Raw genomic sequence first — 24,906 nt, forward strand, 5'->3', positions numbered from 1 at the left:
TCCGCCGGTGGCCGTGGGCGGGACCCCTCCGGGCCCACCTCCTCGGGCCGGCGGCCCTGCGGTTCGTCGTACGGAAGCCCCGCCCGGCCGCCGCCGGGCCGCCCCACCCCGCCGGGGAGGGGCGGCGGCCCGGCCCGGCGCCCTCGCCGCCCGGCGAGGCCCGGCGCGGGTCAGAAGCCGCGCGTGCGCTTGGCCGCGCGGCGCAGGGCGGCCGAGCCGGGAGCGCGGATGAACAGCCGGGCCATCTCGCCCCCCAGGTTCACCCCGATCGCGATGGCCAGCGCCAGCGCGGCGGCCCTCGCCAGGGAGGTGAACCCGGCGTCCATGTTGTTCTGGGCGATGTTCAGCACCCCGAAGTACGTGGCGCTGCCCGGCAGCAGCGGCCCGATCGCCGCCGTCACGTACGGCAGGGACGAGGTGTGCTCGTACCGGGCCATCAGCTGCCCGAACAGGCCCACCAGCCCCGCGGCGACCGCCGTCGCCATCACCGTGGAGCCGCCCGCCGTCACCGCTATCGACGCGTAGATCACCCACGCCGCGGCGCCGTTGAGGGCCACGAAGAGCACCGTGGAACGTTCCTGCTGGAGCAGCACCGCGAAGGTCACCGACAGCAGCACCGCCGCCAGGATCTGGATGACCGGCCGCTCGACGGCGTTGAGCACGCCCTCGGGATTGAGCTTGGCGCCGAGCTGGACGCCTCCGTACAGGACGGAGAGCACGCCCACCACGATGGCGACGAAGAAGTACCCCACCTCCAGGAGGCGGGCCGAGGCGGTGATGTAGAAGCCGGTGAGCCCGTCCTGCACGGCGGCCACCAGCGCCCGCCCCGGGATGAGCGCGAACAGCCCACCGGTGATCACCGCGTTCGGCTGGAGCCCGGCGTGCAGCAGGCTCACCACCACGCCCAGCGCGGCCGGCGGCACGGCGGCCACCGCGAACTGGTAGAACTCCGGCAGCCCCCGCCCCGCGCAGAGCCACGCCAGCCGGTCGCCCAGCATCGCGCCCGCCGCCGCGATCAGGAACACGGCCATGTCGCCGCCCAGCAGCATGGACGCGGAGCCCGCGAGCCCGCCCGCGGCCACGGTGAGCACCCAGCCCGGGTAGGGGTGGCGGTTGCGGCGGATCTCCGCGAGGCGCCGGTACGCCTCCTCCAGCGAGACCTCGTAGTCCTCGGCGTTGATGTCGGCGACCAGCGTGTAGACCGCCGACAGCCGGTTGTAGTCGGTGCCCCGCCGGCGCACGGTCCGGTTCGCGGTGACGGGGTCGTCCACCAGCGAGGGCTGGTGGGTGATCGACAGCAGGGTGAAGGTGACCGTCGGCTCGCAGCGGTCGAGCCCGTACGAGCGGCAGATCGCGAACATCGCCGCCTCGACGTCCTCCGCGCCCTCGCCGCCCGCCAGCAGCAGCTCGCCGATACGCAGCGTCAGGTCGAGCACGCGCGGCACGGCGGGGCCGGCGTCGTCCTGCTTCTGCGCCGGCTCCGGCACCGGGCGTTCGCTCACCGGCATGCGCAGCATGGTGCGCATCCGGTCCTGCCAGGGCGCGTCCTTCGACAGCCGTATCGCCGGGAACCCCTCGGCGGGCGTGAAGGCGGCGGGCGACTCCTTGGCCGAGTACGTGCGCGGCGGGGCGAACGCCGAGCCCTCCGGCTCGGCGGGCGCCTCGGACACCAGCCCCTGGGGGAGGGCGAACTCCGACGTCGTCTGCTGGTCCTCCTCGGCGCCGGAGGGCTGTTCCACGCCCGGTGGCGGCGCGAAGGCGCTGTGTGCCTCGTCCGACTGAGGCTTACGGTCCTCCGGACCGTCCGTCTCCGGCGCCACTGTGCTCGTCCTCGCTCCCGTCCGACCCATCCGACCCGCCTGCCCAGTATGGACACGGCCAAGGGCCTCCACACGACGACGGGCGGCGCACCCGGGGGGTGCGCCGCCCGTCGAACGGGAAAAGGGGGCTCAGTGAGCGCCGCCCTGCGCCTCCAGGCGCTTGACGGAGGCCTCGATCTCGGCCTCGGCCTCGGCGCGGCCGACCCAGTTGGCGCCCTCGACGGACTTGCCGGGCTCCAGGTCCTTGTAGACCTCGAAGAAGTGCTGGATCTCCAGGCGGTCGAACTCCGACACGTGGTGGATGTCGCGCAGGTGCTCCATGCGCGGGTCCGAGGCCGGGACGCACAGCAGCTTGTCGTCGCCGCCCGCCTCGTCCGTCATCCGGAACATGCCGATGGCGCGGCACTTGACCAGCACACCCGGGAAGGTCGGCTCGTCCAGGATGACCAGCGCGTCCAGCGGGTCGCCGTCCTCGCCCAGGGTGCCCTCGACGAAGCCGTAGTCGGCCGGGTAGACGGTCGACGTGAAGAGGTGGCGGTCCAGTCGGATACGACCGGTCTCGTGGTCCACCTCGTACTTGTTCCGCGACCCCTTCGGGATCTCGATGGTGACGTCGAACTCCACGGGTGGCTCCTCCAAGATCAACACAAAACGTCGGGTGATACTGCTCCCCCGGCAGGACCGGACCGCCGTGGTCACCGGGGGCGCCGTGCTCACGGCACAGCTCAGTGGTTAAGTGTCCCTCACGCAACCGTGTGCTCGCGAAAGGGGCTGGTCAGCCGTGCTGGAGCCGAAGCTGGTGCAGCTCACCGCGGGTTCCGCCGTGCTCGGCCTCGTCCTGGCGACCGGGGCGGTGACCCTGGCCGGGCCCTGGGACTCGGGTCAGCGTACGGCCGAGCGCGCCCGGGCCGCCGCCCAGGCCCGTACAGGTGGCGCAGATCACCACGCGCCCGGTCCCCAGCGGCCCGCCCCGGCCCCGGCCCCCAGCGCCCCCGGCGTCCTCACGGCCCTCGCGGTACCGCGGGCGGAGGCCGCCCCGAAGCCCGCCGCGCCGCCCGCCTCCCTGGCGGCCGCCCTCGGCCCGCTCCTCGCCGACCCGGGCCTCGGCCCGCTGCGCACGGCCTCCGTCGTCGACGCCACGACGGGCGGGCAGCTGTACGGGAGCGGGGCCACCACCCCCATGACGCCCGCCTCCACCATCAAGATCGCCACCTCGGCCGCCGCCCTCACCGCCCTCGGCCCCGACCACCGCATCCCCACCACGGCCGTCGCCGGCCCCGACGCCGGGCGGATCACCCTCGTCGGCGGCGGTGACCCCACCCTCGACCGGGCCCGGCTCACCGCCCTGGCCGCCGACACCGCCCGCGCCCTGCGCTCCCGCGGCGTCACCGCCGTCACCCTGACGTACGACACCTCCCGCTACACCGGCCCCGAACGGCACCCGATCGGCGTCAACGACAACATCGCCCCCGTCACCGCGCTGATGACCGACGAGGGCCGCCTGAACGGCTCCACCGCCGGCCCGGCCCCGCGCTCCACCGACCCCGCCGGCGACACCGCCCGGGCCTTCGCCGCCCTGCTCGGCGGGCACGGCGTCACCACCGCCGGACCACCCGCACGCGCGCGTGCGCCCAAGAAGGCCGTCCCCCTCGCCAAAACCTGGTCCGAGCCGCTGTCCGCACTCGTCGAGCGCGCCCTGACCCACAGCGACAACGACCTCGCCGAGGCCCTCGCCCGCCAGACCGCGATCGCCTCCGGCCTGCCCGCCAGCTTCGACGGCGCCGGCCGCGCCGTCGCCCAGCGGCTGCGCGAGCTGCGCGTACCGCTCGGCGGGGCCAGGTTCGCCGACGGCAGCGGCCTGGACCGGCGCGACCGGCTCTCCGCCGCCCTGCTCACCGCGCTGCTCGCCCGGGCGGCCGACCCCGCCCGCCCCCACCTGCGCCCGGTCCTCACCGGCCTGCCCGTCGGCGGCTTCAGCGGCACCCTGGCCGACCGCTACACCGCGGGCTCCCCGGGCGCGGCCGGCGCCGGCCTGGTGCGCGCCAAGACGGGCACCCTGACCGGCGTCAACACCCTGGCCGGCACGGTGGTGACGGCCGACGGCCGCCTGCTGGCCTTCGCGTTCCTCGCCGGGCGCACCCCGTCCGCCGCGACCGCCCAGCCCGCCCTCGACAGGCTCGCCTCCGCGCTCGTCCCGTGAGCCGGACGGCGCCGCACCCTGACCCGATCCGCCGCCGAGCACGTACGGTTGACGCATGACGCGCATCGGTGGTGCCGAGATGGTCGACTGGAACCTCGCGGTCGCGACCGCGACCCGACTGGTCCGCCCAGGGCCCGAGGTGAGCCGCGAGGAGGCCCGCGCGGTCGTCGCCGAACTGCGGCGGCACGCCAAGGCGTCCGAGGAGCACGTCCGGGCGTTCACCCGGATGATCCCCGACGGGCACGAACCGGAGGACACCCCTGTCCTGGTGGTCGACCGGGCCGGCTGGATCAGGGCCAACGTCGCCGGTTTCCGCGAGCTGCTCAAGCCGCTGCTGGAGAAGATGCAGGAGCGCCGCGCCAACAGCCCCGGCGGCGCCGTGTTCGGCGCGGTCGGCGGCAAGGTGACCGGCGTGGAGCTGGGCATGCTGCTGTCGTTCCTGGCCTCCCGGGTCCTCGGCCAGTACGAGACGTTCGCCCCCGCCACCCGGGAGCTCCCGGCCGGCGAGAACGGCGGCGGGCGGCTGCTGCTGGTGGCGCCGAACATCGTGCACGTGGAGCGGGAACTGGACGTCGACCCGCACGACTTCCGCCTGTGGGTGAGCCTCCACGAGGAGACGCACCGCACCCAGTTCACGGCCGTGCCATGGCTGCGGGACCACCTCCAGGGTGAGATCCAGTCATTCCTCGCCGCCACCGACATGGACCCGATGACGGTCCTGGAGCGGCTGCGGGAGGCCGCCCAGGCCCTGACCGGCGCCCGCCCCGAGGGCGAGGAGGGCGAGGAAGGCCGCTCCCTCGTCGAGCTGGTCCAGACGCCCGAGCAGCGCGAGATCCTCGGCCGGCTCACCGCCGTGATGTCGCTGCTCGAAGGCCACGCCGACTACGTGATGGACGGCGTCGGCCCGCAGGTCGTGCCGTCGGTGGCGGAGATCCGGGAGAAGTTCCAGCAGCGCCGCGCCAAGGGCGCCTCCCGGCTGGACCAGGCGCTGCGCCGGCTGCTGGGCCTGGACGCCAAGCTGCGCCAGTACCGGGACGGCGAGCGGTTCGTCCGCGCGGTCGTCGACGAGGTCGGCATGGACGGGTTCAACCGGGTGTGGACCTCGCCCAACACCCTCCCCACCAAGGCGGAGATCGCCAAACCGGCGGACTGGGTCGCGAGGGTGCACCGTAAAGCAGAATGAGGAGCCCGATCCGGCCGACGGCAGGAGAACGCCTCCCCAATCACCCATCCGAGGGACCGTGGGCTGTGGGTAGGCGTGCGATGCTCGGGGAACGGCCGAGTTCTGTCACCATCGACGCACTCTGAGTGACCGAACCCCCCGCTCCGGCCGTTAAGACTCCGACCGAGGCACCCCCCAACTTCACACGAAGGGCACCGGACATGGGTCCCCATCCTGCGGTCGCGGCGATACGCCTGGCGGTCCGCCGCGTACTCCACGACGTACTCACCGAGCACTCCACCCCCGCGCTCCCCACCGCCGGGACAACCGAAGAAGCCGCCGCCGGGTCCGGCCGGGCCCCGCTCGTCCTGGTGGCCTGTTCGGGCGGCGCCGACTCCATGGCGCTCGCCTCCGCCCTCGCCTTCGAGGCCCGCAAGCTCGCCGTCCGCGCCGGTGCCGTCACCGTCGACCACGGCCTCCAGCCCGGTTCCGACCTGCGCGCCGCCGAGGTCGCCGCCCGCCTCACCGCGATGAACCTCGACCCGGTCGAGGCGATCGCCGTGACCGTCGGCCGCGAGGGCGGACCCGAGGCCGCCGCCCGCGACGCCCGGTACGCCGCGCTCGACGAGGCCGCCGAGCGCCTCGGCGCCGTCGCCGTGCTCCTCGGGCACACCCGTGACGACCAGGCCGAGACGGTGCTCCTCGGCCTCGCCCGGGGCTCCGGCATCCGCTCCCTGTCCGGCATGGCCGCCGTCTCCGGCACCGCCGACCGCTACCGCCGTCCGTTCCTCCAGCTCGACCGGCAGACCGCCCGCAAGGCGTGCATGGTGCAGTCCCTGCCGGTCTGGGACGACCCGATGAACGCCGACCCCGCCTACACCCGGTCCCGGCTGCGCCACGAGGGGCTGCCCGCCCTGGAGAAGTCCCTCGGCAAGGGCGTGGTCGAGGCCCTCGCCAGGACGGCCCAGCTGTGCCGCGACGACGCCGACGCCCTGGACGCCTGGGCGGCCGACGCCGACCCGTCCGTGCGGGACGAGGCGGGCCTCCTGGAGTGCGCCAAGCTGTACGCCCTGCCGCCCGCCGTCCGCCGCCGCGTGCTGCGCCGCGCGGCCATCGCCGAGGGCGCCCCCGCCGGCTCCCTGTTCGCCCGGCACGTCGAGGAGCTGGACCGGCTGATCACCGGCTGGCGGGGTCAGGGGGCGATCAATCTGCCCGGCCGCGTCGTGGCGCGCCGCCAGGGTGGCAGACTGGTCATTCGGCAAGGCTGACGCACGCTGCAACGAAAGTGACCCGGGTGAACGAGAAAGACATGGGCACCGATCTGAAGTCGGTGCTCATCACCAAGGAAGAGATCGACGCGAAGCTGGCGGAGCTCGCCGCGAAGATCGACGCTGAGTACGCGGGCAAGGACCTGCTCATCGTGGGTGTCCTCAAGGGCGCCGTCATGGTGATGGCCGACCTGGCCCGCGCGCTGTCCACCCCCGTCACGATGGACTGGATGGCCGTCTCCTCGTACGGCGCGGGCACCCAGTCCTCCGGTGTCGTCCGGATCCTCAAGGACCTGGACACCGACATCAAGGGCAAGCACGTCCTGATCGTCGAGGACATCATCGACTCCGGTCTGACGCTGTCCTGGCTGCTGTCGAACCTCGGCTCGCGCGAGCCGGCCTCGCTGGAGGTCTGCACGCTGCTGCGCAAGCCGGAGGCGGCGAAGGTCGCGATCGACGTGAAGTGGATCGGGTTCGACATCCCGAACGAGTTCGTCGTCGGCTACGGCCTGGACTACGCGGAGAAGTACCGCAACCTCCCGTTCGTCGGAACGCTCGCTCCGCACGTCTACGGCGGCTGAACCGCCCGGGGCGCCCGCCGGGCCCCGGGAACCTGGACCGCCCTCCCGCCGTTGAAGCATGGGAAGGCGGTCGCGGGTGACAATGCTGGGGTACCGTCCGAAGAACAGTCTTTTCTCATAGCAGCATTTACCTACGGGCAGGAGGGACGGGGCGTCATCGCTCCGTATGGATGGACGTGAAGCGATACTTCCGTGGGCCGGTCATGTGGATCGTGCTGGCCGTCCTCGCCGTGGTCGTGTTGATGCAGGTCGTCGGCTCGTCCGGTGGCTACAAGACGGTGGACACCGGCGAGGTCGTCCAGGCGATCGACAAGAACCAGGTCGACCAGGTCAAGCTGACCACCGGCGACGAACAGATGATCAAGGTCGACCTCAAGGACGGCCAGAAGGTCAAGGGCAGCGACAAGATCCAGGCGAGCTACATCGGCACGCAGGGCTCCGACCTCGCCGCCACGCTCCAGAAGAAGTACGAAGCCGGCGACATCGACAAGGGCTACACCGTCTCGCCGACCAAGCAGAGCGCCATCGTCTCGGTGCTGCTCTCGCTGCTGCCGTTCGTGCTGATCGTCGTGGTCTTCCTGTTCCTGATGAATCAGATGCAGGGTGGCGGCTCCCGGGTGATGAACTTCGGGAAGTCCAAGGCCAAGCTGATCACCAAGGACACCCCGAAGACGACCTTCGCCGACGTGGCGGGGTCCGACGAGGCCGTCGAGGAGCTCCACGAGATCAAGGAGTTCCTCCAGGAGCCGGCGAAGTTCCAGGCCGTCGGCGCCAAGATCCCCAAGGGCGTGCTGCTGTACGGCCCGCCCGGAACGGGCAAGACCCTGCTCGCGCGCGCCGTGGCCGGCGAGGCGGGCGTCCCGTTCTACTCCATCTCCGGCTCCGACTTCGTCGAGATGTTCGTCGGTGTGGGTGCCTCCCGCGTCCGTGACCTCTTCGAGCAGGCCAAGGCGAACGCCCCGGCGATCGTCTTCGTCGACGAGATCGACGCCGTCGGCCGGCACCGCGGCGCGGGCCTCGGCGGTGGCCACGACGAGCGCGAGCAGACCCTCAACCAGCTGCTCGTCGAGATGGACGGCTTCGACGTGAAGGGCGGCGTCATCCTGATCGCCGCCACGAACCGGCCCGACATCCTCGACCCGGCGCTGCTGCGCCCGGGCCGCTTCGACCGGCAGATCGCCGTCGACCGTCCCGACATGCAGGGCCGTCTGGAGATCCTCAAGGTCCACCAGAAGGGCAAGCCGGTCGCCCCGGACGTCGACCTGTCCGCCGTGGCGCGTCGTACGCCGGGCTTCACCGGTGCCGACCTGTCGAACGTGCTGAACGAAGCCGCGCTGCTCACCGCGCGCAGCGACAAGAAGCTGATCGACAACCACATGCTGGACGAGGCGATCGACCGTGTGGTCGCGGGCCCGCAGAAGCGGACCCGGATCATGTCGGACAAGGAGAAGAAGATCACCGCGTACCACGAGGGCGGTCACGCCCTGGTCGCGGCGGCGTCCCCGAACTCCGACCCGGTCCACAAGATCACCATCCTGTCCCGCGGCCGGGCCCTGGGCTACACCATGGTCCTCCCCGACGAGGACAAGTACTCCACCACGCGCAACGAGATGCTCGACCAGCTGGCCTACATGCTGGGCGGGCGCGCGGCGGAGGAGCTGGTCTTCCACGACCCGACCACGGGCGCGGCCAACGACATCGAGAAGGCGACCGCGACCGCGCGGGCCATGGTCACGCAGTACGGCATGACCGAGCGGCTCGGCGCGATCAAGTTCGGCGGCGACAACACCGAGCCCTTCCTGGGCCGGGAGATGGCGCACCAGCGCGACTACTCGGAAGAGGTCGCCGCGCTCGTCGACGAAGAGGTCAAGAAGCTCATCGAGACCGCGCACAACGAGGCCTGGGAGATCCTCGTCGAGAACCGTGACGTCCTCGACAACCTGGTCCTCCGGCTGCTGGAGAAGGAGACGCTCAACAAGGAGGAGATCGCCGAGATCTTCGCCCCGATCGTCAAGCGCCCGGCCCGCCCGGCGTGGACCGGCTCCTCGCGGCGCACGCCGTCGACGCGGCCGCCGGTACTGTCCCCCAAGGAGCTGGCGCTGACCAACGGCGCGGTGGGCACCAACGGCGCCACGCCGACGGACGTCACCAAGCCCGGCCCGTCCGCCCCGGCGACGGAGGCGGTCCCGGAGGAGCGCCCGGAGAGCTGACCGGCACGGCCGGGCCCCGGCCCGGCCGGCGCCGGCCGGGCCCCGGCCACGGCCCACGGCCCCGGAATGAAAGCCGCGCCGACCAGGTTCTAGCCTGGGGAGGCGCGGCTTTCGCGTGCGCGGTCCCGCGCGCACCCCAGCACCATGGAACGAGGCACAGATGACCGACCCGGTGACGTTGGACGTCGAGGGCACGATCGGCGAGTTCGACGAGAAGCGAGCTGAGAGCGCCGTGCGCGAGCTCCTGCTGGCGGTCGGTGAGGACCCCGACCGCGAGGGGCTCCGGGAGACGCCGGCGCGGGTCGCGCGGGCGTACAAGGAGATATTCGCCGGTCTGTGGCAGGAGCCCGAGGACGTCCTGACGACGACCTTCGACCTGGGGCACGACGAGATGGTGCTGGTGAAGGACATCGAGGTGTTCAGCACCTGCGAGCACCATCTGGTGCCGTTCCGGGGCGTGGCCCACGTCGGGTACATCCCCTCGACCGAAGGCAAGATCACCGGCCTGTCGAAGCTGGCGCGGCTGGTGGACGTCTACGCCCGCCGCCCCCAGGTGCAGGAACGACTCACCACCCAGGTGGCCGACTCCCTGATGAAGATCCTGGAGCCGCGCGGCGTGATCGTGGTCATCGAGTGCGAGCACATGTGCATGTCGATGCGCGGCATCCGCAAGCCCGGCGCCAAGACCATCACCTCGGCGGTGCGGGGGCAGCTGCGTGACGTCGCCACCCGCGCGGAGGCGATGAGCCTCATCATGGCCCACTGACGATTTCCGTCAATTTCCGCTCCATGAGCGGGAGTTATGGCCGAAGGCATTGGACGCGGGGGCGGCCTGCCGGAAGACTCGTGCGCGTACGTCGGAAAGTCTGAAGGATCCCGCGCGATCCACGGATGGAGATGCCGCGCATGAGCGACAATGCCCTGCCCACCCGCCGGCTCGGCGGCCTACAGGTGTCCGCTCTCGGCTTCGGCGCGATGGTGCTGTCGCCCGGGGTGTACGGGGAGATCGACGACGCCCGCGCCGAGCGGGCGCTGCTCGCGGCGGTCGACGCCGGAGCCACACTGATCGACACCTCGGACGGCTACGGCGCCGACGGGCACAACGAGTGGCTGATCGGCCAGGCACTGCGGGGACGGCGGGACGAGGTGGTCATCGCCACCAAGTTCGGCTTCCGGCTCCCGGAGGGCGTCGAGCCGCATCCCTTCCCGGTCGGGTACGCCTTCGGGGAGCTGGCCGTGAACGCGGACCCGAAGCATGTGCGCGGGTACGCCGAGGCGAGCCTGCGGGAACTGGGCACGGACCGGATCGACCTGTACTACCCGCACTTCCCGGACCCGCAGGTGCCGCTGGAGGACACCGTGGGCGCGGTCGCCGAGCTCATCGAGGCGGGTCTCGTCCGGCACCTCGGGCTCTCCAACGTCGCCGCGGCCCAGCTGCGGGCGGCGCACGCGGTGCACCCGGTGGCGGCCGTCCAGACCGAGTGGTCCATGTGGCGGCACGTCGACGAGGAGCTGCTGGCCGCGGCCCGCGAGCTGGGGGTGGGCGTCGTCGCCTGGTCGCCCCTGGGCGCGGGGTTCCTGACCGGCAAGGTCGACAAGGTGGAGGACGGCGACTTCCGGCAGCACATGCCCCGGTTCGACGCCGCGAACCACCGCGCCAACAACGACCGCTTCGCCCCCGTGCGGGGCATCGCGGGCGAGCTGGGCATCACCCCGGCGCAGCTGGCCCTGGCGTGGCTGCTGGACCAGGACGAGCACGTGGTCCCCATCCCGGGCAGCCGCACCCCGGCGCACATCCGGGAGAACCTGGCCGCCGCCCACGTACGCCTCACCCCGGACGTCCGTGACCGTCTGGCGGCGGTCCTCGCGGAGACGGAGGTCTCCGGCGGCACGCTGCTCTAGCCGGGCGGGCGGGCGGCGGGGCGGGCACGGGCGGGCCGGCTCGGGCCGGAGGACCGCCCCCGGGGCGCGTCGGGCGCGGGCCCCGGGCGGCGTCAGGCGCGGGTGGGGGCCTCGTCCTCGTCCTCCGGGAGCCTGCACACCCGCTCCAGGAAGATCGCCGCGGCGATCACCCCGATCCCGGCCAGGACCGAGAACCCGGCGTAGATCGCCTGGTCGCGGCGGGCCGGGATGTCGAGCGAGCCGAGCAGGAAGACGCCCGTACCGCCGTACATACCGCTCACCAGCGCCGCGACCAGGGCGCTCGCCTGGCCGAAGACGACCGCGCGGGCGGCCATCAACGGCTCGACGCCCTTGGCGTCGGGGCGCCGCTCGCGCTGGGCGCGCAGCCGGGAGCGCAGCGACAGTGCCGTGGCGGTCAGGACGACGGCGATCACGGCGAGGACGACCGGCGCGGCCAGGGGAACGCTCGGCAGGGTGCCGAACGACTCCCAGAGCCGGGCGCCGCCCCACGAGAGGATGCCGGCGACGGCGAACAGTCCGGCCAGTACCTTGAGCCGCAGTCGTTTCACCGGGGCCTTTTCCTCTCGTCGCCGTTCAGTGCCTGCTGATCACCCAACGCTACTCGGGCAGGCGCAGTTCCAGGTCGGCCCGCGGCAGGACGCCTTCGCTGCCGACGCCGCCGAGCAGCTCGGCGACCGCCCCGACGCCGGGCAGCTGGGCCTCCGGCTCCACGTCGTGCCACGGTGCCAGCACGAACGCCCGCTCGTGGGCGCGGGGGTGCGGGAGGGTGAGGACGGGGTCGTCGGAGACGACGTCCGCGTACGCCACGATGTCGACGTCGATCGTCCGCGCGCCCCAGCGTTCGTCGCGGACCCGGTGGAACGCCTCCTCCACCGCGTGCGCCCGCTCCAAAAGCGACGCGGGCGGCAGGGTGGTCTTGAGCAGCACGACGGCGTTGAAGTACGACGGCTGGGAGCCGGGGTCGACGCCCCAGGGCTCCGTCTCGTACACCGGCGAGACGGCCTTCACCCGGACGCCGGGAGTGTCCTCCAGCGCGTCGATGGCGCCCTGGAGGGTCTCCAGGCGGTTGCCCAGGTTGGAGCCGAGGGAGAGCACCGCCCGCTTGGGGTTGGACAGGGTGATGTCGGCGGCGTCGACCTGCTCCGTCACGGAGGCGGGCACCGGCTGTACCGTCGGGTCGCTGTGCGTCTTGTTCATGCGCGGCTCCGGGTGATGGTGATGGTCACGTCGTCGAAGGGCACGGTGATCGGGGCGTCCGGCTTGTGGACCACCACCTCGACCTCCTGGACGCCGGCGTGCTTGAGGCACTGCTGGGCGATGCGCTCGGCGAGGGTCTCGATCAGGTCGACCGGCTCCCCCTGTACGACGTCCACGACCTCTTCCGCCACGACGCCGTAGTGCACGGTCTTCGCCAGGTCGTCGTCGGCCGCCGCCGGGCGGGTGTCGAGGCCGAGCACCAGGTCCACGATGAAGGTCTGGCCCTCCTCGCGCTCCCGGGGGAAGACGCCATGGTGCCCGCGGGCCTTGAGGCCGCGCAGCGCGACACGATCCACGCGAATCACTCCTGCTGTCGTTGGTCTGGCGGGCACGCGACCGGGTGCGGACGGCGCGGGCCACCAGTCGAATCTACCTGCGAGCACTGACAGGACCTGCCCACGGGCTCCTCTCCTGCTCGCCTACCCACTCAGGAGGGGGTCTCGTCGGGCTCTTCCTCGCCGGTTTCGGCCAGAACGGGCGAGCCGTGGTGGGCCCACAGCCGCCAGCCGTCCGGTGTGCGGCGGAACACGTTCGTGGCGACGACCAGCTGCCCGACGAGCGGCCCCAGGTCGGCGCCGTCCTCGGCGGGGCCGCCGCTGAGGATGTTCTCCGTGCAGGTCACCAGGGCCGTGTCGGCGGCCAGGGAGACCTTCACGTCGGTCAGGAAGAACTGGATGTAGTCGGTGTTCGCCATGATCAGGGCGTACGAGCGGAGCACCTCGCCGCGCCCGGTGAGCACCGGCCACCCGGGGTGGACGCAGGAGATCACGCCCTGCGAGTCGTCCATCCAGAGGTCGGAGACCTCCTCGAAGTCGCCGCGCTCCAGCGCCTCGTAGAAGGCGGTGTTGGCGAGCTCCACCGCCTCGATGTCGGTGCGTGCCGCGTCGCTCACCGGGCGGCCTCGACGGCGCGGGCCACCCGCACCGCGTCCGCCGTCGGGCGCACCTCGTGCACCCGTACGGCCCAGGCTCCCTCGTACGCCGCGATGGCCGAGACCGCCGCGGTGGCCGCGTCCCGTTCCCGGGCCGGGGGCGGGGTGCCACCCTCCCCGGCCAGGACGTGGCCCAGGAAGCGCTTGCGGGAGGCGGCCACCAGCAGCGGGCGGCCGAGCGCCCGCAGGTCGGCCAGGTGCGCCACCAGGGCGAGGTCGTGCGGGGCCGCCTTGGCGAAGCCGAGGCCCGGGTCGACGACGATCCGCTCCGGGTCGACGCCGCCCTCGACGACCGCCTCCACGCGCGCGCGCAGCTCGGCGACCACCTCGGCGACCACGTCGTCGTAGACCGCGAGGCTGTTCATGTCCTTGCTGAAGCCGCGCCAGTGCATGACGACGAAGGGCACCTCGGCTGCCGCTACGGAGGGCACCATGGCGGGGTCGGCGAGTCCGCCGCTGACGTCGTTGACCAGGATCGCGCCCGCCTCGACGGCCCGGCGGGCGACGGAGGCGCGCATGGTGTCCACCGACACGGCGACCCCTTCGGCCGACAGGCCGCGTACGACGGGGACGACCCGGCGCAGCTCCTCGTCCTCGTCCACCCGGGTGGCGCCGGGGCGGGTCGACTCGCCGCCGACGTCCACCAGGTCCGCGCCCCGGGCGACCAGGTCCAGGCCGTGCTTGATGGCGGCCGTGGTGTCGAACCAGCGGCCGCCGTCGGAGAAGGAGTCGGGCGTCACGTTGACGACCCCCATGACCGCGCAGCGGTCGAACGTGGGCAGGCCCCGGGCCGTGCCCCGTCCGCGCAAGGTACTCATGCGTCCAGCCTAGGGGGTGTCCGGAAGGCGGGACGGACGGGAACGCCCCACCGCGCGCGGTGCCACCGCCGAGGGGGCGGCCCGGCGGGCGGGCGGGCACCGCGGCGCCCCGGGCGGCGGGGTGCGCGGGCCGGGGCCTGGGTCAGGCGGCGCGGACCTCGTGGTCGCCGCGCGCCGGGGCGAGGTGGGCGCACGGGCGGGCCGCGGCGGCGTTGGCGCGGCGGCGGAAGGGCCGGGGCGGGGCCAGGTTCACGAAGCCCTCCGCCTGCATCGCGGCGAAACCGATGCGCGGCAGGTCGCGGGCGTTGCGGTACACCACGAAGCGGGGTTCCCAGCGGGGCTGGAACTTGGCGTTGAACTTGTACAGGGACTCGATCTGGAACCAGCGCGAGAGGAAGACCAGCAGGCCGCGCCAGACCCGCAGGACCGGGCCCGCGCCGAGCTTCTCGCCGCGCGCCAGGGCCGAGCGGAACATCGCGAAGTTCAGCGAGACCCGCTCGATGCCCAGCTTGGGCGAGGCCTGGAGGGCGGCGACGATCAGCAGCTCGTTCATGCCCGGGTCGGCGGAGCGGTCGCGGCGCATCAGCTCCAGCGACATCCCGTCCGTACCCCACGGCACGAAGTGGATGATGGCCTTCAGGTCGCCGTACGGGGACGTGCCGGAGCCGGCGTCCGCCTTGTGCGCGGTGGCGATCACCGCGTCACCGTCGGCGGGGTCGCCTATCCGGCCCAGCGCCATGGAGAAGCCCCGCTCGGTGTCGGTGCCCCGCCAGTCGGCCGCGGCGCGCCGGATCCGCTCCAGTTCGCCGTCCGAGAGGTCACGGGCGCGCCGTACCCGGGTCTCGTAGCCATTGCGCTCGATGCGCTTCACCATCTGGCGCACGTTGCGCATGGCGCGCCCGGACAGGGAGAAATCCGCGACGTCCACCACCGCCTCGTCGCCCAGCTCCAGCGCGTCCAGGCCGGTCTCGCGGGTCCAGACCTCGCCGCCGGTCTCGGAGCAGCCCATCACGGCGGGCGTCCAGGAGTGGGCCTTGGCCTCGTCCATGAACCGCTCGATGGCGCCGGGCCAGGCCTCGACGTCGCCGATCGGGTCGCCGCTGGCGAGCATCACGCCGGAGACGACGCGGTAGCAGACGGCGGCCTTGCCGCTGGGGGAGAAGACGACGCCCTTGTCACGGCGGAGCGCGAAGTGACCGAGGGAGTCACGGCCGCCGTGCCTGTCCAGCAGCGCGCGCAGCCGGGTCTCGTCGTCCTCGGTGAGCCGGGCGACCGGGTGTTCGGGCCGGAAGGCGAGGTAGATGGTGGTGATGGCGGTCAGCAGGCCCAGGGCGCCGAGCGAGTAGCCGACCGTCCAGTCGACGCCGCCGCGGTAGCCCACGGGGCCCTCCACGCCGAACAGGCCGTACAGCACGTGCTCCAGGCGGTCGCTCAGGCTCGGGCTGCCGACGACCTTCCCCGGGTGGGCGCTGACGATGACCAGGCCGAGGGCGATGGAACCGGCGCCCATGAGGACGAAGTTGGCCAGCGCCTTCCAGCGGCTGCGCGGGTCGGGCAGGGCCGCGAACTGCCCGCGGTGGCGCAGCAGCAGCGTCAGCAGCAGCAGGGAGAACAGCACGCCGATGACCGAGTGGCGGTAGACGAACTGCGCCACGGCCCCCACGGGCAGGAGGACCACGGCCGCCCGCCAGGCACGCCGCTTGTGGCGCTTGAGCCCGTGGGCGAGGAGCAGCAGCAGGACGCCGACGCCCAGGGAGAGGGCCGCCGAGAGCGGGCCGAGGGTGCCGGGCAGCACCTCGGCGATGGCGTGCATCCGGCTGGCCCGGAAGCGCGGGAAGACCCCAGCGGCGATGTCGATCAGGCCGATGAACGTGCATGCCGTGCCGACCAGGGAGGGCACCTTCTCGGCGCGTGGTCCGCGCAGAAGACGGCTCATCCGGCTCGGAACCGTTTCCGACTTATCCCCATCTACCGTGACAGACATCGCTTCCCAAGGCTCCGCAAAGATTCGTTGTGTCCCTTCGGCCGGAACTGGTTCGGCCCGGACGTTCTGCGCTCTCTAGGACGGGGCTTGTGAGGGGCGGGTTCATCGCCCTCCCGGAAAATCTCGACGAAGAAGGCTTGACGGACTCATGGGTCTCACCAGCAACACCGTCCTGGCGCTGGCCGCCCTGCTGGCCCTGCTGCTGTTCACCGTCACGGTGTGGCTGTGGCCCAGGCTGGCGCGCGGCGGCCCGCGGGCGGTGCTCGGCCGGATCGGCCTGCTGCTGGCGACGCAGGCGGCGCTGTTCGCCGCCGTGGGCCTCGCGGCCAACAACTACTTCCTCTTCTACGGCTCCTGGGCCGACCTGCTCGGGCAGGAGCAGGAGATGGGTGTGGTCGTCGACCACCCGGCGGGCGGGAAGGACGTGAGGGTCGTCGGCAGGCAGAAGATCGAGGGCGTCCCCGGCGGCGGCCGTCCGGCGGTGGGCGGGCAGGTGCAGAAGGTGGTCGTCTCGGGGGAGATCTCGAAGATCGACAGCCCGGCGTACGTCTACCTGCCCCCGGAGTACTTCCAGCCGGCGTACGCGAAGAGGACCTTCCCGGCCGCGGTGGTGCTGACGGGGTACCCGGGCACGGCGGAGAACCTGCTCAAGGGGCTGAAGTACCCGCGCACGGCCTTCGAGCAGGCCCGGAGCGGGAGGATGCAGCCGATGGTCCTGGTCATGATGCGGCCCACCGTGGCCCCGCCGCGCGACACGGAGTGCGTCGACGTCCCCGGGGGCCCGCGGACCGAGACCTTCTTCGCCGAGGACCTGCCGAAGGCCGTCTCCGAGACCTACCGGGTCGGCACCGCGCCCCGGAACTGGGGGTTCATCGGCAACTCGACCGGCGGCTACTGCGCCCTCAAGATCGCCCTGCACCATCCCGACCGGTACGCGGCCGGCGCCGGCCTGTCGGCCTACTACCGGGCGGCCGAGGACATCACCACCGGGGACCTCTTCCACGGCGACCGGCACCTGCGCGACCGCGCGGACCTGCTGTGGAGCCTGGACCACCTGCCGCAGGGGGCGTCGTCGTTCCTGGTCACCACCTCCGCGAAGGGCGAGGGGAACCTCGCGGCCACCCGCACCTTCGTCAGGAAGGTGAAGGCACCCGCGCGCGTCTCGTCGATCACGCTCGACAGCGGCGGGCACAACTTCAACACCTGGAACCGGGAGATCCCGCCGGCGCTGGTGTGGATGAGCGGCCGGCTCAGCGCCGCCTGACCGGCGGCGGCCCGACCGGTGGTCGGGGGTACCGCCCGGTGGTCGGGGGTACCGCCCGGCGGGCGGAGCGACCGCCCGCCGGGCGGCCCGATCAGCCGACCGTCTCCAGGTCGACGTCCGTACGGGGTACGTCGCGCGCGTCCGCGTCGATCGAGCGCCGCAGCGCCTCGTGCAGCCGGGCCGGGGTCAGGACGCCGAGGAAACGTCCCCGCTCCTCGCCATCGACGACGGCGATCCACCCCGCGTCGTGCTGGAGCATCGTCGCGAACGCCTGCTTGAGCGAGGCGCCGACGGGCAGCCACGCCTCCATGCGGCGCGCGTGGTCGCCCACGGTCCCGCTGGTGCGGGCGGCCTGCTCGGCCGAGATCCAGCCGTGCAGGTTGTCGTCGCGGTCCAGGACGACGGCCCAGCGCGAGCCCAGTTCGCGGGGCAGGGCGTCGTCGAGGTGGACGACCGGCGGCTGTTCGAGGTCGCCCGGCTCGACGGGCGTCACGGACAGCCGCTTCAGGCCGCGGTCCGCGCCGACGAAGTCGGCGACGTACGGGGTGGCCGGTGCGCCCAGCACGGTGGCGGGGGCGTCGAACTGCTCGATCCTGCCCTGCCCGTAGACGGCGATGCGGTCGCCGAGCCGCACCGCCTCCTCGATGTCGTGGGTGACGAACAGGACCGTCTTGCGCACCTCCGACTGGAGCTTGAGGAACTCGCTCTGCAGGTGCTCGCGCACGACCGGGTCGACCGCCCCGAACGGCTCGTCCATCAGCAGGACGGGCGGGTCGGCGGCCAGGGCGCGGGCGACGCCGACACGCTGGCGCTGGCCTCCGGAGAGCTGCTCGGGGTAGCGGTCGCCGTGGACGGACGGGTCGAGGCCGACGAGGGCGAGCAGCTCGGCGGCACGGGCGCGGGCGGCGGAGCGTTTGACGCCGAGCAGGTGGGGGACGGTCGCGGTGTTCTCCAGGACGGTCTTGTGGGGGAAGAGGCCGACCTGCTGGATGACGTAGCCGATCCGGCGGCGCAACCGCACCGGGTCGACGTCCGCGATGTCCTGGCCGTCGACGAATATCCGGCCCTCGGTGGGCTCTGTCAGCCGGTTGACCATCTTCATCGTGGTGGTCTTGCCGCAGCCGGACGGTCCGACGAGCGTGACCAGTTCCCCCTCGGCCACCTCGAACGACAGGTCGTCGACGGCGGTCGTGCCGTCCGCGTACCGCTTGGTGACGCGCTCGAATCGGATCATGCGTCCCATTGTGGCCGCCGTGGCCGTCGGCGTGTGTGAAGGCCGTGTTGCCAGGCTGTGGGGACGAGCGGTGATTGTCGGTGGGCGGGGTTAGGGTCGTTGTCGGATCGAACACCGGGCCGAGTGGCGGTCCTGACGGTCCCGAGGTCCTGAGGTCCTGGTAATCCCCGGACTCTGGGCGGCCCGGTGCGGTGTCGGGCACGGTGCCGGTCCCGGGCGGGCCCGGCGGGGCCCGGAGCGGGGCGGAGTGATGGACCGGGTGCCGGGTAGGTGTGCCCGGGCGGTGGGGCGGATGTGACGGGGAGGAGGGGCGGGGGTGAGTGCCGTGGTGAGCGCTGCCGGTTGTCTGGCGGCCAACGACTGGATCTGCGGGGAGTACGTCCGCTCCCGCGCCCAGGAGCTGACCGACGCCACCGTCCAGCACGTGTGGATCACGGTCGTGTCGGTGCTGATCGGGCTGGCCGTGGCCTTCCCGCTGGCGCTGCTGGTCCGTGCCCGGCCACGGCTCGCGGGGCCCGTCCTCGGGCTGACCACCGTGCTGTACGCGATCCCGTCGCTGGCCATGTTCTCGTTGCTGCTGCCCCTGTTCGGGCTGTCCGCCGCCCTGGTGGTGACCGGGCTCGTGCTCTATTCGCTGACCATCCTCGTCCGCAACATCCTCGCGGGGCTGGCAGCGGTGCCCCAGGAGGCACGGGAGGCGGCGCGCGGGATGGGGTACGGACCGGGCCGGCTGCTGTGGGAGGTCGAACTCCCGCTGGCGCTGCCCGCGGTGATGGCGGGCGTGCGGATGGCGACGGTGTCGACGGTCGCGCTGACGACGGTCGGCGCGCTGGTGGACTACGGCGGGCTGGGCACCCTCATCACCACCGGGCTGAAGAGCTTCTTCAAGGCGCAGGTGCTCACCGCGTCCGTGCTGTGCGTCCTGCTCGCGGTCGCCGCCGACCTGCTGCTGCTCGCGCTCCAGCGGCTGCTCACCCCGTGGACCCGCCCGGCCCGTACGCCGGGCGCGCGCATACGCGGGGCGGGGTGAGCGATGGGTGCCGTGGGTGACGCCTGGACCTGGCTGACGACCGGGGCCAACTGGCAGGGGGAGAGCGGGGTGTGGCACCGGCTGGCCGAGCACCTGTGGTTCAGCGGCGTGTGCCTGGCGGTCTCGTGCCTGATCGCCCTGCCGCTCGCGCTGTGGCTCGGGCACATCGGCCGGGGCGGGTCGCTGGCCGTGAACATCTCCAACATCGGGCGGGCGGTGCCCACGCTGGCGGTGCTGGTGCTGCTCACGCTCACACCGCTGGGCAGGCAGGGCGGGCTCCCGACGATCATCGCGCTGGTGCTGTTCGCCGTGCCGCCGCTTCTCACCAACGCGTACGTCGGTATGCGCGAGGTGGACCGGTCGGTGGTCGAGGCGGCCCGGGGGATGGGCATGTCGGGCGGCCAGCTGTTCCTCCGGGTGGAGCTGCCCCTGGCGTACCCGATGGTGATGACGGGTCTGCGGTCGGCGACCGTGCAGGTGATCGCCACCGCGACGCTCGCCGCGATGGCGGGGGAGGGCGGGCTGGGCCGGATCATCACCGCCGGCTTCAACAGGAACGACACCGCGCAGGTGGTCGCGGGGGCGCTGGTGGTCGGCGCGCTCGCCCTGCTGGCAGAGGGCCTGCTGGTGGTGGCGGGCCGGGCGTTCGACCCCATGCGGGCGACGCGGGAGCACTGACCGATGAACGGCAAGCGGCGGGACCGGACGGAGAACATGATGAGCAGGACCTCGGCGATGGCGGGTGCGGTACTGGGCGTGGTGGCGCTCACGGGAGGGCTGGCCGCGTGTGGTGGCGGCCAGAGCCTGGAGGAGCGGGGCGGACCGGACGCCTCCGGGCCCGGTGGCGGGGGGAAGGGGGCGCTGGTCGTCGGATCGGCCGGTTTCACCGAGGCCAACGTCATGGCGGAGTTGTACGCCCAGGTACTGAAGGACGCCGGATACTCCACGTCGGTCAGAACGGTGGAGAACCGGGAGTTGTACGAACCGTCCCTGGAGAAGGGCGAGATCGACGTCGTACCGGAATACGCGGCTACGCTTGCGGAATTCCTCAACGCGAAGGTGAACGGGCCGAAGGCGGCCGAGGAGAAGCCGGTCGCGTCCAGCGAGGTGACCGCCACCGTCGCGGCGCTGGAGAAGCTCGCCGGACCGCGCGGACTGAAGGTGCTCCCGGCCGGTGAGGCGGTCGATCAGAACGCCTTCGCGGTCACCAGGGAATTCGCCGAGAAGAACAAGCTCAGGACGCTTTCGGATCTCGGCGCGTCGAAGCTGAAGGTCAAGATCGCGGCCGGCGACGAGTGCGAGATACGGCCCTTCTGCGCGCCCGGGCTGAAGAAGACGTACGGAATCGATGTAACCGGCATCGATCCCAAGGGCGTGGGGACGCCGCAGGCCAAGCAGGCCGTGAAGGACGGCATCGACCAGCTCGTCCTGACCACGACGACCGACGCGACGCTCGACGGCTTCGGGCTGGTGCTGCTGGAGGACGACAAGAAGCTGCAGAACGCCGACAACGTCCTGCCCGTGGTGAATGCGAAGGACGCGGGTTCCCCGGAGATAGCCGCCGCCCTGAACAAGATCACCAAGGCGCTCACCACCGAGGACCTGGTGGAGTTGAACAGGAAGGTGGACGCCGAGCGGGCAAAGCCGGCGGACGTGGCCAAGGCTTACCTGGAGTCGAAGGGGCTGATCGGGAAGTAACGCCGTAAGGGCGGCCGGCCCGGTCGCGGAGTCGGCCGGGAAGCGCTTCCGGTTCCGTTCCGGATCACAGGGCCGAAACATTGCCGGGCCGATCCCCCATACGACACCTACGCACGGTAAATTTCAGGCCATGCCACGTGGACGCCACCGCCATTCCCCACCCCTGCACCGGCTTCTGCCCCCTTCCGCGGTAGCCGGAGCGGCCGTCCTGTGCGCCGGTGGCGCCTGGCTCCTCGCCGATCCGCTCGTGCTGCGCGTGCTGACCGCCGCCGCTGCCGCCGCGGCGGTCACCGGAGCGGTCCTGATGCGCGGTTGGGACCGTGCGGCCGGCCGCCGGGTCGCCGAGCTGACCCGGGCCCGGGCCGGTGACCAGTGGCGTACCGAGGAGCGCGTCGCCGAGCTGGAGACCGACCTGGAGGAGTCGCGCGAGCTGCGCGCCAAGCTCGACGCCAGGCTGCGCGCCAAGCGCGTCGAACTGGCCGCGCTGCGCAACGAGCACGCGGAGCTGCTGCGCCGGTACGCCACCGCCGAGACCGAACGCGCCAGCGCGCTGGAGGGCCGACGCCAGCTCGCCCTGGAGGCCGCCGCCCCGGCCCGGGCGCTGCCCGCCGGCGGGTCCACGCCCACGCCGGCCGCCTACCTCCAGGCCGCGAAGGCGCTGGAGAGGCTGACGCGCAACGCCGCCGAGCAGGAGGCGAGGCGCACCACCGAGGGCGCCCGGCGCCGGGACCCGGCCGAGCGGGGCCGGGAGGCGGACGAGCCGCGGGGGAAGCACGCGGCGGTCGTCGAGCGGCAGCACGACCGCCCGTCGGCCGCCGCCCCCTCCGTCCACGGCGCCTTCGCGATGCGCCCCGTCCCGCGGGCCGCCGCGGTCGTGCCGCACCCCGAGCAGCGCCGTCCGGCGCCGCGCCTCCAGGGCGGCTTCGACTTCTTCGGCACGGGCGGGAAGAGCCCGGCGGCCATCGAGTCGGTGCAGCACGAGGACCTCGCGGACGTCGTGGGCGAGGAGGCGCTGGCCGTACGGCGCAGGGAGGACCGCGCGGTCGGCAAGGTCATCGACCTGACGGCGCACGACGAGACCGAGCAGCTCGACGTGGTGGAGCTGCGGCGCGACGCGGTGTCCTGACCGGCACCGGCAGCCGGACGGCGACAGCCCGCGATGGCCGGCCGGCCGGGACCCGGCGGGTCCGCCGAGCCCGCCGGACCGTCCGTGCGCGCGTCGCCGTCCGGTCCCGTTCTACTTGTCGATGTCGCCGACCACGAAGAAGAACGACCCCAGGATCGCGACCATGTCGGCGACCAGCGTGCCCGGCAGCAGCTCCACCAGCGCCTGGATGTTGTTGTAGGACGCCGAGCGGAGCTTGAGGCGGTACGGGGTCTTGTCGCCCTTGGAGACCAGGTAGTAGCCGTTGAGGCCGAGCGGGTTCTCGGTCCAGGCGTAGGTGTGGCCCTCGGGCGCCTTGAGGACCTTCGGCAGCCGCTGGTTGATCGGGCCGGGCGGCAGCTCGGCGAGCCGGTCCAGGCAGGCGTCGGCGAGGTCCAGAGAGTTGTGGGTCTGCCCCAGCAGGCACTCGAAGCGGGCCAGGCAGTCCCCCTCGGTACGGGTGACGACCTCCAGGGTGTCCTGGAGGTCCCCGTACGCCAGGTACGGCTCGTCGCGGCGCAGGTCGAAGTCGACGCCGGAGGCGCGGGCGATCGGGCCGCTGACGCCGTACGCGTGCGCGATCTCCGGCGACAGGACGCCGACGCCCCGGGTGCGCCCGCGGAAGATCTCGTTGCCGAGGACGAGCCGGTCGTACACGTCCATGCGGGAGCGGACCTCGGCCACCGCGGCGCGGACCCGGCCGGGCCAGCCGGCCGGCAGGTCCTCCTTGAGCCCGCCGACCCGGTTGAACATGTAGTGCATCCGGCCGCCGGAGACCTCCTCCATGACGTGCTGGAGGTCCTCCCGCTCCCGGAAGGCGTGGAAGATCGGGGTGATGCCGCCCAGTTCGAGGGGGTAGGAGCCGAGGAACATCAGGTGGTTGAGGACCCGGTTCAGCTCGGCGAGCAGCGTACGGGTCCACACGGCCCGCTCCGGGACCTCCATGCCCAGCATCCGCTCGACCGCCATGACGACACCGAGTTCGTTGGAGAACGCCGACAGCCAGTCGTGGCGGTTGGCCAGCATGATGATCTGGCGGTAGTCGCGCGCCTCGAAGAGCTTCTCGGCACCGCGGTGCATGTAGCCGACCACGGGTTCGGCGTGCCGGATCACCTCGCCGTCCAGGACGAGGCGGAGGCGCAGCACGCCGTGCGTGGAGGGGTGCTGGGGTCCGATGTTCAGCACCATGTCGGTGCTTTCCGCGGCACCGCCGATGCCGACCGTGGTCTCCGTCATGCCGGACAGTATCCCTCCCCGGGCACCCGCTGGAGCAGCCAGGTGAAGTCCCCGAGCCCGCCCCGCGCGGTCAGCTCGGCGGCCTCCCCGGCCCGCGCGAGCGCCCGTACGTATCCGGCGGGGTCCGTGCGCGCCAGGTCGAGGGGCGGCCGGCCGGCCCCGACCCCGAGCCGCCCGAGTGCCTCCCGCTGGGCGACCAGCTCGGTGCCGCCGCCCGCCGCGCCGCCCGCTCCCGCCGCGCCGCCCGCTCCCGTCCCGCCGGGCCTCCCCGTCCCGCCGGGTGCCCCCGCGGCCACCGCGCCCGCCGCCGCGCAGGCGTCCAGGGCCACATGCGCCGTGATGTCGCACGACCCGTCCGGCACCGGAGGCACCTCGCGGCCGGCCCGGAAGCCGGTGAGCGAGCCGAACGGGGGCCGGGCGCCCGCCGCATGGGCGTAGTCCACCGCCACCGCCAGGCCCGCCGCCAGGGTGCCGACCGCCCGGGCCCACGCCGCGTCGCGCGGCCGGCCGATCTCGGCGCGCTCACCCGGCTCCCCCAGCGGCCACCAGCGAGCCAGCCACTCGGCGTCCGCGCCCGCCACCGGCGCGCCGAGCCGCTCGGCCCCGTCGGGCGCCACCTCCACGTACCGGGGCGTGCCCGACCCGTCCGGCTCCGCCACGTCCACCGGGACGTTGTCCAGCCACTCGTTCGCGAAGAGCAGTCCGCGCACCCCGGAAGGCGGCTCCGCCGACCAGGTGACGCGCGGGTCGAGCCCCTCGGGCCGGGCGGCGCGCTCGACGGCGTACGCCCGTACCCGCAGGCCCGGCGGCACGGCCGCCAGCACCCCGGTCAGCAGCTCGCCCCGCCCCGCGCCCATGTCGACCAGGTCGACGTCGTCCGTGCCCAGCTCCTCCGCCACCCGCGTCAGGAGCCGGGCCACCGCCCCGGCGAACAGCGGCGAGGCGTGCACCGATGTGCGGAAGTGCCCTGCGGGTCCCTCGGGGCGCAGGTAGAAGCCGCCGGGCCCGTACAGGGCCGCCTCCGTGGCCTCGCGCCAGCCGCGCCACGGGCCGGGTTGACACGTCTCATCATTCACGGGCACCAGTCTCCACCTTGCGGAGTACGCCTCCGCCGCCCGGATCGGCCCTCCGGTTGACCCATGCACC

At 72.9% G+C, this 24,906-nt stretch carries 23 protein-coding genes; 12 read left to right on the forward strand and 11 right to left on the reverse strand.

Features of this window, described 5'->3' with window-relative positions; genetic code table 11:
* Window positions 1-170 precede the first annotated feature (170 nt).
* Together IE109_RS08070 and IE109_RS08075 are read right to left on the reverse strand one after the other, a co-directional pair.
* Window positions 171-1,850: a threonine/serine exporter family protein gene (locus IE109_RS08070; protein WP_189550038.1), complete on the reverse strand. Its 1,680-nt coding sequence runs from the start codon at window positions 1,848-1,850 to the stop codon at window positions 171-173.
* Window positions 1,851-1,949: 99 nt separating this feature from the next.
* Entirely contained in the window at window positions 1,950-2,444 is a 495-nt protein-coding gene (locus IE109_RS08075) for an inorganic diphosphatase (protein WP_064067354.1), read from the reverse strand.
* Between the two features lie 157 nt (window positions 2,445-2,601).
* On the opposite strand from IE109_RS08075, the gene dacB reads away from it, so the two are divergent.
* The 7 genes from dacB to IE109_RS08110 all read left to right on the forward strand — a co-directional run bounded on the left by dacB (window position 2,602) and on the right by IE109_RS08110 (window position 11,143).
* Complete coding sequence (gene dacB / locus IE109_RS08080; protein WP_189550039.1) at window positions 2,602-4,020, forward strand: D-alanyl-D-alanine carboxypeptidase/D-alanyl-D-alanine endopeptidase; 1,419 nt, start codon at window positions 2,602-2,604, stop codon at window positions 4,018-4,020.
* Between the two features lie 55 nt (window positions 4,021-4,075).
* Window positions 4,076-5,203 carry an Rv3626c family coenzyme F420 biosynthesis-associated protein gene (locus IE109_RS08085; RefSeq protein WP_189550040.1) on the forward strand — a complete coding sequence of 376 codons (1,128 nt, stop codon included), beginning with the start codon at window positions 4,076-4,078 and terminating at the stop codon, window positions 5,201-5,203.
* Between the two features lie 200 nt (window positions 5,204-5,403).
* Window positions 5,404-6,450, forward strand: coding sequence for a tRNA lysidine(34) synthetase TilS (tilS, locus tag IE109_RS08090; protein WP_189550041.1), 1,047 nt, complete (start codon window positions 5,404-5,406; stop codon window positions 6,448-6,450).
* A 41-nt stretch (window positions 6,451-6,491) separates the two neighbouring features.
* Window positions 6,492-7,031, forward strand: coding sequence for a hypoxanthine phosphoribosyltransferase (gene hpt / locus IE109_RS08095; protein WP_064067358.1), 540 nt, complete (start codon window positions 6,492-6,494; stop codon window positions 7,029-7,031).
* Between the two features lie 170 nt (window positions 7,032-7,201).
* Window positions 7,202-9,241, forward strand: coding sequence for an ATP-dependent zinc metalloprotease FtsH (gene ftsH / locus IE109_RS08100; protein WP_189550042.1), 2,040 nt, complete (start codon window positions 7,202-7,204; stop codon window positions 9,239-9,241).
* 160 nt (window positions 9,242-9,401) lie between these two features.
* Window positions 9,402-10,007, forward strand: a complete 606-nt coding sequence (gene folE / locus IE109_RS08105; RefSeq protein WP_189550043.1) for a GTP cyclohydrolase I FolE — start codon at window positions 9,402-9,404, stop codon at window positions 10,005-10,007.
* A 140-nt stretch (window positions 10,008-10,147) separates the two neighbouring features.
* The gene (locus IE109_RS08110; RefSeq protein WP_229890742.1) at window positions 10,148-11,143 is read left to right on the forward strand and encodes an aldo/keto reductase; all 996 of its coding nucleotides are present in this window, start codon (window positions 10,148-10,150) and stop codon (window positions 11,141-11,143) included.
* A gap of 92 nt (window positions 11,144-11,235) precedes the next feature.
* Here IE109_RS08110 and IE109_RS08115 read toward each other — a convergent pair whose 3' ends face one another.
* The 6 genes from IE109_RS08115 to IE109_RS08140 all read right to left on the reverse strand — a co-directional run bounded on the left by IE109_RS08115 (window position 11,236) and on the right by IE109_RS08140 (window position 16,154).
* Window positions 11,236-11,712: a DUF3180 domain-containing protein gene (locus tag IE109_RS08115; RefSeq protein WP_189550044.1), complete on the reverse strand. Its 477-nt coding sequence runs from the start codon at window positions 11,710-11,712 to the stop codon at window positions 11,236-11,238.
* Between the two features lie 49 nt (window positions 11,713-11,761).
* Window positions 11,762-12,361, reverse strand: a complete 600-nt coding sequence (gene folK, locus IE109_RS08120) for a 2-amino-4-hydroxy-6-hydroxymethyldihydropteridine diphosphokinase (RefSeq protein ID WP_189550045.1) — start codon at window positions 12,359-12,361, stop codon at window positions 11,762-11,764.
* Window positions 12,358-12,717: a dihydroneopterin aldolase gene (gene folB, locus IE109_RS08125; RefSeq protein ID WP_156693033.1), complete on the reverse strand. Its 360-nt coding sequence runs from the start codon at window positions 12,715-12,717 to the stop codon at window positions 12,358-12,360. The genes folK and folB overlap by 4 nt, the downstream gene beginning before the upstream one ends.
* Window positions 12,718-12,848: 131 nt before the next feature.
* Window positions 12,849-13,313: a nuclear transport factor 2 family protein gene (locus IE109_RS08130; RefSeq protein ID WP_189550046.1), complete on the reverse strand. Its 465-nt coding sequence runs from the start codon at window positions 13,311-13,313 to the stop codon at window positions 12,849-12,851.
* Window positions 13,310-14,170 (reverse strand): dihydropteroate synthase, encoded by an 861-nt coding sequence (gene folP / locus IE109_RS08135; protein ID WP_189550047.1) that lies wholly within the window; start codon window positions 14,168-14,170, stop codon window positions 13,310-13,312. Before folP ends, IE109_RS08130 begins: the two co-directional genes overlap by 4 nt.
* A gap of 142 nt (window positions 14,171-14,312) precedes the next feature.
* The gene (locus tag IE109_RS08140) at window positions 14,313-16,154 is read right to left on the reverse strand and encodes a phosphatidylglycerol lysyltransferase domain-containing protein (RefSeq protein WP_189550048.1); all 1,842 of its coding nucleotides are present in this window, start codon (window positions 16,152-16,154) and stop codon (window positions 14,313-14,315) included.
* Window positions 16,155-16,302: 148 nt separating this feature from the next.
* Between IE109_RS08140 and IE109_RS08145 the strand changes: the two genes are divergently transcribed.
* A complete protein-coding gene (locus IE109_RS08145; RefSeq protein WP_189550049.1) occupies window positions 16,303-17,418 on the forward strand; it encodes an alpha/beta hydrolase in 1,116 nt (371 codons plus the stop codon).
* A gap of 91 nt (window positions 17,419-17,509) precedes the next feature.
* Here the strand turns inward: IE109_RS08145 and IE109_RS08150 are convergent, their stop codons facing one another.
* The gene (locus IE109_RS08150) at window positions 17,510-18,652 is read right to left on the reverse strand and encodes an ABC transporter ATP-binding protein (RefSeq protein WP_189550050.1); all 1,143 of its coding nucleotides are present in this window, start codon (window positions 18,650-18,652) and stop codon (window positions 17,510-17,512) included.
* 328 nt (window positions 18,653-18,980) lie between these two features.
* Between IE109_RS08150 and IE109_RS08155 the strand changes: the two genes are divergently transcribed.
* The 4 genes from IE109_RS08155 (at window position 18,981) to IE109_RS08170 (ending at window position 22,506) form a co-directional block, all read left to right on the forward strand.
* Complete coding sequence (locus IE109_RS08155) at window positions 18,981-19,682, forward strand: ABC transporter permease (protein WP_189550137.1); 702 nt, start codon at window positions 18,981-18,983, stop codon at window positions 19,680-19,682.
* Window positions 19,683-19,685: 3 nt separating this feature from the next.
* Window positions 19,686-20,360, forward strand: a complete 675-nt coding sequence (locus IE109_RS08160) for an ABC transporter permease (protein WP_189550051.1) — start codon at window positions 19,686-19,688, stop codon at window positions 20,358-20,360.
* Between the two features lie 39 nt (window positions 20,361-20,399).
* Window positions 20,400-21,380, forward strand: a complete 981-nt coding sequence (locus IE109_RS08165) for an ABC transporter substrate-binding protein (protein WP_189550138.1) — start codon at window positions 20,400-20,402, stop codon at window positions 21,378-21,380.
* A 130-nt stretch (window positions 21,381-21,510) separates the two neighbouring features.
* Window positions 21,511-22,506, forward strand: coding sequence for a hypothetical protein (locus IE109_RS08170; protein ID WP_189550052.1), 996 nt, complete (start codon window positions 21,511-21,513; stop codon window positions 22,504-22,506).
* Between the two features lie 111 nt (window positions 22,507-22,617).
* Here the strand turns inward: IE109_RS08170 and IE109_RS08175 are convergent, their stop codons facing one another.
* Window positions 22,618-23,760: an NADH-quinone oxidoreductase subunit D gene (locus IE109_RS08175; protein ID WP_189550053.1), complete on the reverse strand. Its 1,143-nt coding sequence runs from the start codon at window positions 23,758-23,760 to the stop codon at window positions 22,618-22,620.
* A complete protein-coding gene (locus IE109_RS08180) occupies window positions 23,757-24,842 on the reverse strand; it encodes an SAM-dependent methyltransferase (protein WP_373297657.1) in 1,086 nt (361 codons plus the stop codon). Before IE109_RS08180 ends, IE109_RS08175 begins: the two co-directional genes overlap by 4 nt.
* Between the last annotated feature and the right edge of the window lie 64 nt (window positions 24,843-24,906).

Origin of the sequence: Streptomyces lavendofoliae (genome assembly GCF_014649735.1) — a bacterium.
Lineage (GTDB): Bacteria > Actinomycetota > Actinomycetes > Streptomycetales > Streptomycetaceae > Streptomyces > Streptomyces lavendofoliae.